Annotated in this window: 12 protein-coding genes; 1 reads left to right on the top strand and 11 read right to left on the bottom strand. The window is 33.5% G+C overall.

The genetic code is table 11. The features are described 5' to 3' along the window. Nucleotides 1-99 precede the first annotated feature (99 nt). Genes DWY01_RS09455 through DWY01_RS09440 form a run of 4 tightly spaced genes read right to left on the bottom strand, consistent with a single transcriptional unit; the run spans nucleotide 100 to nucleotide 3019 of the window. On the bottom strand, nucleotides 100-738 hold the full coding sequence (locus DWY01_RS09455) for a J domain-containing protein (RefSeq protein WP_117995881.1): 639 nt from the start codon (nucleotides 736-738) through the stop codon (nucleotides 100-102). Continuing rightward, nucleotides 735-2474 carry a molecular chaperone HscC gene (locus tag DWY01_RS09450; protein ID WP_117995880.1) on the bottom strand — a complete coding sequence of 580 codons (1740 nt, stop codon included), beginning with the start codon at nucleotides 2472-2474 and terminating at the stop codon, nucleotides 735-737. Before DWY01_RS09450 ends, DWY01_RS09455 begins: the two co-directional genes overlap by 4 nt. Before the next feature lie 8 nt (nucleotides 2475-2482). After that, nucleotides 2483-2764 (bottom strand): hypothetical protein, encoded by a 282-nt coding sequence (locus tag DWY01_RS09445; RefSeq protein ID WP_117995879.1) that lies wholly within the window; start codon nucleotides 2762-2764, stop codon nucleotides 2483-2485. Between the two features lie 54 nt (nucleotides 2765-2818). Further along, the gene (locus tag DWY01_RS09440; RefSeq protein ID WP_117995878.1) at nucleotides 2819-3019 is read right to left on the bottom strand and encodes a hypothetical protein; all 201 of its coding nucleotides are present in this window, start codon (nucleotides 3017-3019) and stop codon (nucleotides 2819-2821) included. Between the two features lie 42 nt (nucleotides 3020-3061). On the opposite strand from DWY01_RS09440, the gene DWY01_RS09435 reads away from it, so the two are divergent. Continuing rightward, nucleotides 3062-3946 carry a DMT family transporter gene (locus tag DWY01_RS09435; protein WP_117995877.1) on the top strand — a complete coding sequence of 295 codons (885 nt, stop codon included), beginning with the start codon at nucleotides 3062-3064 and terminating at the stop codon, nucleotides 3944-3946. Here the strand turns inward: DWY01_RS09435 and DWY01_RS09430 are convergent. From DWY01_RS09430 to DWY01_RS09405, 7 genes are all read right to left on the bottom strand, one after another. Further along, nucleotides 3943-4272 (bottom strand): hypothetical protein, encoded by a 330-nt coding sequence (locus tag DWY01_RS09430; protein ID WP_117995876.1) that lies wholly within the window; start codon nucleotides 4270-4272, stop codon nucleotides 3943-3945. The genes DWY01_RS09435 and DWY01_RS09430 overlap by 4 nt on opposite strands. Beyond that, the gene (locus DWY01_RS09425) at nucleotides 4256-4606 is read right to left on the bottom strand and encodes a hypothetical protein (RefSeq protein ID WP_117995875.1); all 351 of its coding nucleotides are present in this window, start codon (nucleotides 4604-4606) and stop codon (nucleotides 4256-4258) included. The genes DWY01_RS09430 and DWY01_RS09425 overlap by 17 nt, the downstream gene beginning before the upstream one ends. Next, on the bottom strand, nucleotides 4593-4757 hold the full coding sequence (locus tag DWY01_RS11570) for a hypothetical protein (protein WP_158553698.1): 165 nt from the start codon (nucleotides 4755-4757) through the stop codon (nucleotides 4593-4595). The genes DWY01_RS09425 and DWY01_RS11570 overlap by 14 nt, the downstream gene beginning before the upstream one ends. A 103-nt stretch (nucleotides 4758-4860) precedes the next feature. Continuing rightward, complete coding sequence (locus tag DWY01_RS09420) at nucleotides 4861-5715, bottom strand: YitT family protein (RefSeq protein WP_117995874.1); 855 nt, start codon at nucleotides 5713-5715, stop codon at nucleotides 4861-4863. Between the two features lie 134 nt (nucleotides 5716-5849). Further along, nucleotides 5850-6884: an alcohol dehydrogenase gene (locus DWY01_RS09415; protein WP_117995873.1), complete on the bottom strand. Its 1035-nt coding sequence runs from the start codon at nucleotides 6882-6884 to the stop codon at nucleotides 5850-5852. Nucleotides 6885-6908: 24 nt separating this feature from the next. Beyond that, nucleotides 6909-7484 carry a histidine phosphatase family protein gene (locus DWY01_RS09410; protein ID WP_117995872.1) on the bottom strand — a complete coding sequence of 192 codons (576 nt, stop codon included), beginning with the start codon at nucleotides 7482-7484 and terminating at the stop codon, nucleotides 6909-6911. 12 nt (nucleotides 7485-7496) lie between these two features. Then, on the bottom strand, nucleotides 7497-8087 hold the full coding sequence (locus DWY01_RS09405) for a helix-turn-helix domain-containing protein (protein WP_117995871.1): 591 nt from the start codon (nucleotides 8085-8087) through the stop codon (nucleotides 7497-7499). Nucleotides 8088-8127 lie beyond the last annotated feature (40 nt).

Raw genomic sequence — 8127 nt, 5'->3', positions numbered from 1 at the left:
GACCCCAAACTAGGCCCCAATTGTTTACGCTAAAACCCTAAATGATTTTGGTTACCCCATTATATACAATTGAAGATTCTTGTTTTTTTCTTGCGATTATTAAACAATACCCAATATCACCTCTAAGAGAATGACACTAATTACAATAAAAGCTACAAAGGCTGGCCTTTTATAAAATGGGACATTTGAATAATCCATCGCATTTGATAATTTTGACATGTCATACTTTCCTAGATACATATAAATTGGATCTCTTGAATTCTTAATATATTTTAATTTACGAGACAAGAAGATATCTTCTAATTTTCTACAAAACGATTCATCCTCTAAATACGGCATGATTTTGGGATTTGTAAAAACTTGTACGATCTCTTTAGAACCAATCTTTTTAGGCAAACTTTTTTCAATCGAATTTAATATATCTTGATAAACAACTACATCCTTTTCATTCTTCACAAACAATGTCTCTACTTTAGGAACAGGCGGAGGAACAATTTCATTCTCTTCCCTTATGGAAATTGGTTCTATTTCCATATTTTCAGTTCTTTCTTCTTGTTTATATGAAACAGATTCTATGTCTTGTTCTGGATGTAGACACTGTTGATAAGCTTCTTGGATCTGTTTGAACTCTTCTGGATTTTCTTCCGGATGATACTGTTTTAAAAGCTTGGCATAAGCTTTCTTGATTTCTTTTTTATTTTGCGTAGGCTCAATCCCTAATACTTCCCAACAATTCATGCCAAATAGTCTCCTCCTTCATCCTCTTCTTGACTAAAGATATCTAAAGAATCTACATCTTGGCATGCTTCAATTTGATCTAAGATTAAAGATACTTGATTAATAAGACGTTTTCGCTTTTGAATATTGTTGATCAAAGTTTGCATATCTTTCGTAAAGTCTGCATGAAGTCGCATTAAATACTCTTGTGTTTGCTCATCCACTTCTTGATAGATTCTTTCAATACGAGCAAGTACGGCATCCACTTCATTATTTTGATATAACGCCAAAGATACTTCTTTGATGGAATCAAGACGTATAGATGCATCCACTTTTTCTAATTCATTACCTTTTGCCACTCTAAAAATATAATGTTCCTTAGTGGAATGCACAATTGCCTCCACATACAACATAGAATTGATGTCATACGAATAGATCAAATCAAAAGATTCATAATCATGCATATTTCTTGGTACATGAATAAAAGCTTGGCCTAAAAATAAGTTTTCTTTCGCATACATCGCCTGCCCTTGAAAAACACGAATATTGACTTTGGTTTGCCCTTTATGCACTGTACGCAAAGTCGTCTTCTTACTTGTTGGTAAAACTGAGTTTTTAGGGATAAGCACCGTTGATAATTCTAAATCTGGATTTTGTTCATTATATGTAGAAGTACTTAGTGAGAAAGGACAAATATCGGTTACTACCAAGTCCTTAATACTTTCATCCCTTTGTTTAATACCAATATATTTTCCAAGTCCAAGTGCAACTAAAGAATCCATGTTTTCTTCTTTTAATACAGGAATATTTAAAGCATCTGATAAGTAATGTTGAAGTACCGGCATTTTGCTTGAGCCACCTACAAGAATCAGACTATCGAGTTCACTCGCCGAAAAACCACTATCTTTAACAGCTTTACCAATCACATTCTTACAAGATTCAAGCAAAGGTTGAGTTATGGTAAACAATAGATTCTGATCAAATACACATGTAAAGCTTTGATTATGATGTACAATACATACTTCAACTACATTTTGCGTACTCAGCTTAATTTTGGCTTGTTCACAAGCACGAAGAATACTTTGTTGAAATGATAAATCCAAAGCGTTGTAGTTTAATCCATTTTTCAAACAAAAATGTTCGGACATGGCCCGATCAAAATCTGTACCACCCAAGTGATTGTTTCCACTGATCGCATTGATACTAATCACATTTTCAAAACAATCGACAACGGAGACATCCAATGTTCCTCCGCCAAAGTCAAAAACAACGAATGTTTCATATTCATCGTCCATATGACATGCGATTGCAGCAGCACTTGGTTCGTTGATCAAACGCTCCACTTTAACACCTAATAATTCTCCAATTTGTTTTGTATCTTGTCTTTGACGCGCATTAAAATAAGCTGGAACACTGATCACAACCTCAGATATTTCTTCATGAAGATAATTTTGTGCATCTTCAATCATTTGTTTCACAATAAAAGAAGAAAGTGTAGCTGCATCAAACTCTTTCTTATCTAATGTATAAGTAACATCCGTACCCATATTTCGCTTAAACAAAGATGCACTGCACTCTGGATGTGTAATCAATCTTTCCTTAGCCAATTTGCCAACAACAATCTTACCATCCAAAATACTGACAGCACTTGGAGTTACATACTCACCAAACGCATTGGGAATGAGCACTGGTTTTCCTTCTTTATAGACAACTGCTAAACTGTTTGTTGTTCCTAAATCTACACCTAATATTGCCATACTTACTCCTAACAATAGCTTAGAACAGCTAAAATGATACTAAATAATAATGAAATGCTTCCATATACAATCAAGCCATATTTTAATATTGACGATAATATATGCTTATATCCTTCTGTATATTTGGTAAAGACAGATTTCTTGCGTAATACAAAATAAAGAATTATACATACAATGCCGACAATTCCATTATATATGATCAATAGAGGAATCAGCATAGATAGAAAGAACACACATAAGATCCATCCTACACAAAACATCATCAGTAACAATACACACAATCCGCCCATATAATCGCCCTCTTTAATCTAAATATAGCACATTAAAAGCGGCATTTCTACCGCCTAGAAGTCTTGATGGAATTTACCTCCATAATGATGATCTTTGTAGTTTGTTACATACAAATATATTAGTAAAACAGCAATCAAAACAATACCTACAATAAATAAGGAATGGGCTGACATCTTTCCATATAGAAACATGCATCCACATCCAATCAATAATAATACATCGACAATAATGACAACTGGATCTAATTTCTTCATATCTTTACACTTCCCTTCAATTTCTTGTTATAATAGTTTGGTATGAAAAATAAAATAATGATCGGACATATTTTAGCCTTTGTATGCATTATGATATGGGGCTCTACCTTTGTATCGAGTAAAATTCTTTTAGATACATTCACACCCATTGAACTGTTGTTTATACGCTTTTTTATAGGCTTTTTGACACTATGCATCTTAAGTCCTAAAATATTAAAATTAGAAAATAGAAAAGACGAGATTTGGTATATCCTAAGTGGATTAACTGGAGTCTTCTTATATTACTTTTTAGAAAGTACAGCACTAGTCTATACTTATGCCACCAATGTAGGTGTCATTATATCCATAGCACCCTTCTTTACTTCTATACTTGCCTATTTATGTTTTAAGGATGAACCCTTTAAAATCAACTTTGCGATTGGATTTATCGTGGCCTTTATTGGAATCTTCTTTATTAGCTTCAATGGAAAACAAATGCACCTATCTCCAAAGGGAGACATTCTTACGATTGTGGCAGCCATGATGTGGGCTATCTATAGTGTTGTATTAAAGAAAGTAAATGAATTAGGCCATACTTCCATTCAAAACACAAAACGAATCTTTGCATGGGGCCTTTTCTTTATGGCTTTAAGCCTTCCCTTTCTAGGATTTGACGTATCTGTGAATGACATTCTAATCCCAGTCAATCTATTAAATCTGCTTTTCTTAGGTGTAATAGCTTGTGCAGGCTGTTTTGTGATTTGGAACTATTCTTGTTCCATTTTAGGAAGTGTACGTACCAATCAATATGTATATTTAAACCCTATCGCAACCATTATCTTTTCAGCAATCATTCTACATGAAAGAATCACAGCATTTATTGTTCTTGGAACCATATTAACACTTTCTGGATTAATTATTTCTGAATACAAGAAAAAGGAATCTTAACGGGTTCTTTCTTTTATTTTGGATGAAATGGATTCAGCTTCTTTCAAATCACTTAAATACTTATCACTATGAAACAATACCTTTTCATTCGATACATAGATTGGTAAAACTGTACTATCCTTTAAAGTCACTTTGATTCCCACATACATCATGGGTTCTACTGCACCAGCCATAAATGTGGTTCCCCCAAGAATAGTATGAGTAAATGGTTTTGTCTTTCCTTTAAAATGGGCATCTTCATTTTGAATGGAACATTTTAATATATCTGAATACAAACATCTTTTACCGTCAACTTCTAAATATTCATCCTTAAATTTTACACACATTTTTCATCACCTCTTTTATTTTTTCTGCAACCTTACGATCTTGAATATATTGATCTGTATTGACCATCGTCTTTTCTTTAGAAATATAAATAGCCAATACTGTTTCATCCTTTAATACAACCTTAACTCCAACAAATAGATATGGATCTTGTAGAATCCCAGCTGGCAATGGGCCACTAGGAAGTATAGCCGTAAATGGAACTCCCTTTCCCTTATACTTTGCCTTTTCATTTAATACAGAAACACGAGCTACATCGCAATAAGAATATGTACCGGATTCAATCGTAAATTGTCTATTCAAATCATCAAATCTAATATATTCATCTATATTCATGGTTAAACCTCCATATCATTAAACAGCCAATAATCAAAATCATGCCACTAACAATTAAACTTGTATTTCCAGACAAGTAATAATAAGTCATACGATTTCCTGCCCAAATTAAAATTATGATTAAACAATTTACAAATACCCTTTTATCCATACATAATCTCCTTATCTTCATATTAGTTCTTTGGTCGTTTAGAATCAAATGTATTGTCAAAATAGGTCATTTATAAGGAAAAAAAAGTAAGGTCTTGCCTTACTCAAATCTTTGGTTGATATCGCATATCCGATACATTATATACAGTAATAAATGCCTTTGGATCTAATATATTAATGAATTTCATTAACTTTTGATATTCCGCTTTATCTACGATTGTGATGATTTCATTACGCTTTTCCATATTGTATGCACCATAAGATTCATATACAGTTGCCCCACTATGTAGTTCATGAATGATAAATTCACGAAGTTCTTTTTCTTTTGGAGTAATAATACACACTCTTCGTTTAATGTTATGATCAAAGATAAAATGATCTAGAACAATTCCATTAAAATAAGTACCCAAAATACTTAACACAACCGTCTTCTTATCATAAACAAGAGCTGCGGATAAGGCAACACACATACCCGATAAAGACATCGCTTTTCCGAGTTCCATATGCAGATATTTATTCATGATTTTTGCGACAATATCAAGACCGCCAGATGATGCATTTCGATTAAATAAAATACTCAATCCCACACTTACTACAAGAATGTAGCACAATACATCCAATTCTTGACTGTTTGTGAAAGATACAAAATTTGGAAACAGGATTTCAAAAAGTGCAAGAAAAATAGGAAGCATAATACTTGTATAGACTGTTTTTACACCAAATTCTTTGCCACAAGTTAGAAAGCCAATAATTAATAAAACAACATTTAAAATCATTGTGATGGCAGACAGTGGTAATGGTACAAAATTAGATAGTATGATACCTAATCCAGAAATACTACTTACAGAAGTATGACTAGGAACTAGAAAAAAATAGACGGCTGCTGCAATAATTCCAACCGCAACTGTCAAAATCATGGTTTCCTTTATAATATTTGTATAATTAAATTGTTTATTCATGAAAACTTTCTCCTAATAATTCGCTATTATTATTTTATCAAAAAGTAACAGTTCATTCCATGCTATTGTGAATACTGATCTTGATCCAAATCAAAAGGAATCCTAAAATGCATGATTATGGATTCCTTTTTAAATTAACACTCAATGGCCACTTTAATTACACCATCACGTTTGTTTTCAAATAATTCATACCCGTCAGCTATTCTACTAAGAGGATAAGTATGTGTAATCAAAGGTTCTGTATTGATCTTACCTTGTGCAATTAATTGTAAAGTCTTTTCACAATCACAACCATCAACTCCACCTGTTTTAAAAGTTAGGTTTTTCCCATACATGTCGGGAAGCGGTAAAACTTGTGGTTCATCATATAAGGCTACAATTGTCACAATCGCATTTGCTCTTGCACATTGCCATGCAAGCTGAAAAGTAGAAGGTACACCCGCAACTTCAAGAACAACATCCGCCCCATAATGATCACTGTTTTCAAGTACGAAATTTTGGCATTTTTCTGGAGTTACTGTCAAAACTTCTGGATAATGTTCATGGATAAAAGCAAGGCGAGATTCATCTTTTTCACACATGATAATTCTCTTTGGCTTTTGAAGCATAACACACAGTAAAGTACAAATACCTGTAGGACCAGCACCAATAATCAATACAGTATCCTCTTCCTTGATTTCAGAAATACGAGTTGCCCAATATCCTGTAGCTAGTACATCCCCAACAAATAAAGCTTGTCTATCACTAACGTTTTCAGGAATCTTATTCAATCCCTGATCTGCAAAAGGAACACGTATATATTCTGCTTGTCCACCATCAATTCGACATCCAAGAGCCCATCCTCCATTATCATCCGTACAGTTATTTACATAGCCGTTTTGGCAGAAAAAACATTCACCACAAAATGTTTCCACATTTACCGTTACACGATCTCCTGGTTTTACATGAGTTACTTTACTTCCAACTTCTTCTACAATACCTACCATTTCATGACCCACTGTAATACCAGGCACGGCACGAGGAACACTACCATGTTTAATATGGAGATCACTTGAGCAAATGCTCGCAAGTGTTACTTTTACAATAGCATCCCTTTCATGAAGAAGGACTGGTTTTGGTTTTTCCATCAATTCAAATTTTCCTTTTTCCAAATACGTATATGCCAACATACAATTTTTACTCCTTTTCTATTCTTACTTATATGTTTCAATAAATGTATGCTTACCATGATTCGATTCATAAACACGAATCTCACAATTGTTAGGCTTTGGCCTCCACTTGATCCCATTCTTACGATCTTCTAAATAACCACATAAAGAACGAATAATACCACCATGGCATACGATCAATACATTCTCATAATTCTTCTTTTCAAGTTCCTTTAAAAAGGATTGACTTCGTTTGACCATGCTTTTGACAGATTCAACCGACTTAGGATTTGGCAACAATTCAGGAAAAGCCCAATAAGTTGTCATTTTTAAACCCAATTTAAAGTAGTTTCTCAATTCATAATCCCCAAAATCCACTTCAATAATACGAGAATCAATCTTTACATCCTTTTGATCTACATTGCCAATAATCGAAGCTGTCTGAATGGCTCTTTGTAGAGGACTTGCATATACCGCATCAAAATGAATATCACCGATCTTTTTTCTTGCCTCTTTTGCTTGTTGAATCCCTGTTTCATTTAAAGGTTCATCTGTGAGTCCCTGCATTAATTTTTGTTTATTTAAAGCCGTTTGGCCATGTCTAGTAATCCAAATCTTCATTCAATCATTCCCTCAATCAAAGTCTCTACGAGCATATAAGACTTTTCCAATAACCTTTACAGGAAGTTCTTCAACTTCTTCAGGTGTAAAAACCTTTGTATCAATTTTAGGATTTGCAGCTTCTAAAATCATTAAACCCTTTTTATATAAAACACGCTTTAATGTTGCTTCCTCACCCACAAGTACAATCGCAATACTTCCAGATTCCACTTCATTTGTCTGTTTTACAAAGACAAGATCTCCCTCATAGATATGGGCATTAATCATAGAATCCCCTCGCACACGTAAAAAGTAATCGCCCTTTTTGCCATCATGACGATTTAATTCAATATAGCCTTCAATGTCTTCTAAAGGAAAACCATCATATCCAGCTTTTACACTACCTACGATTGGTTTGATTCGATCTTCCTCTTCAATGATACTTTTAACATCGCAATCCAACATATCCGATAACTTCTGTAAAGTATTTGCCTTTAAATGTGTGCTTTCCCCCTTTAACCAGCGAAAATATGTAGCACGACCAATTCCTATTCTTTTGGCTGCCTCATCATGTTTAATATTATTTTCAATCTCATATTGTAGTAATAATTGTCTTAACTGCATAGTTACACCACCTTTATCTATATAGTATCAAAATATTTGA

This window comes from Eubacterium sp. AF22-8LB, assembly GCF_003458715.1.
Classification (GTDB): domain Bacteria; phylum Bacillota_I; class Bacilli_A; order Erysipelotrichales; family Erysipelotrichaceae; genus Holdemanella.
The sequence above is the reverse complement of the archived record's forward strand: the minus strand, read 5'-3'. Positions and strand labels throughout refer to the sequence as shown.